The organism is Pigmentiphaga sp. GD03639 (assembly GCF_029845405.1).
GTDB classification, from domain to species: Bacteria; Pseudomonadota; Gammaproteobacteria; order Burkholderiales; family Burkholderiaceae_B; genus Pigmentiphaga; species Pigmentiphaga daeguensis.
In genome coordinates, this window is the sequence record NZ_JAOCLR010000089.1 from 1 (window position 1) to 844 (window position 844).

The 844-nt window shown below is 56.8% G+C and carries 1 protein-coding gene; it reads left to right on the forward strand.

Features of this window, described 5'->3' with window-relative positions; all coding sequences use genetic code 11:
• On the forward strand, positions 1-828 hold an 828-nt coding region (locus tag N5K27_RS28950; RefSeq protein ID WP_279821036.1), incomplete at its 5' end, for an IS3 family transposase.
• Between the last annotated feature and the right edge of the window lie 16 nt (positions 829-844).

Consider the following 844-nt stretch of genomic DNA (forward strand, 5'->3'; position numbering starts at 1 on the left):
CGAGCAGCAGTGATGCACGTCATGCAAGTGCATGGCTTAGGCGTCACCCGCGCCTGTGGGCTATTCGGCATCTCCCGGTCCTTGTACCGCTATGAATCGCGCCGCCCGGATGACCAGGCCCTACGGGACCGGCTATGTGAGCTGGCAGCCGCCAAGCGGCGCTATGGCTATCGGCGGCTGCATGTGCTCGTCAAGCGCGAAGGGTGGGCCGTCAATCACAAACGGCTGTTCCGCGTCTATCAGCAGGCAGGTTTGGCAGTCAGAAGGCGCAAGAGGAAGAGAATTGCTGGCGTCGAGCGACAGGTCAAGGCACCTGCCACGGCGCCCAATCAGAGCTGGTCGATGGACTTCGTATCTGATGGTTTGGCTGACGGACGGAGGTTCCGCACCTTGAACATCGTCGATGATTTTACAAAGGAGTGCCTGGTCATTGAGGTTGATACGTCCCTGCCAGGTCGCCGCGTCGTGGCAGTGTTGGAACGACTTGCAGATGCCCGAGGGTTGCCGTTGTCGATTACGATTGATAACGGTCCTGAATTTGCAGGGAAAACGCTGGACGAATGGGCCTACAGGACAGGGCTGAAGCTGCACTTCATCGAACCAGGCAAGCCGCAGCAAAATGCCTATATCGAGAGCTTCAACGGCAAATTCCGTGACGAATGCCTGAACGAGCACTGGTTCGTCTCGATGCGTCACGCAAGGGAAACGATTGCGGATTGGTGCCAGGAATACAATAACGACCGGCCGCACAGTTCGCTCGGGTATCTGACGCCCAAGCAGTTTGCAGACAGTTTTTTAACCGCAGACTCTAATTTGGTTTCGTACTAAATTGGGGAGCAGGTCA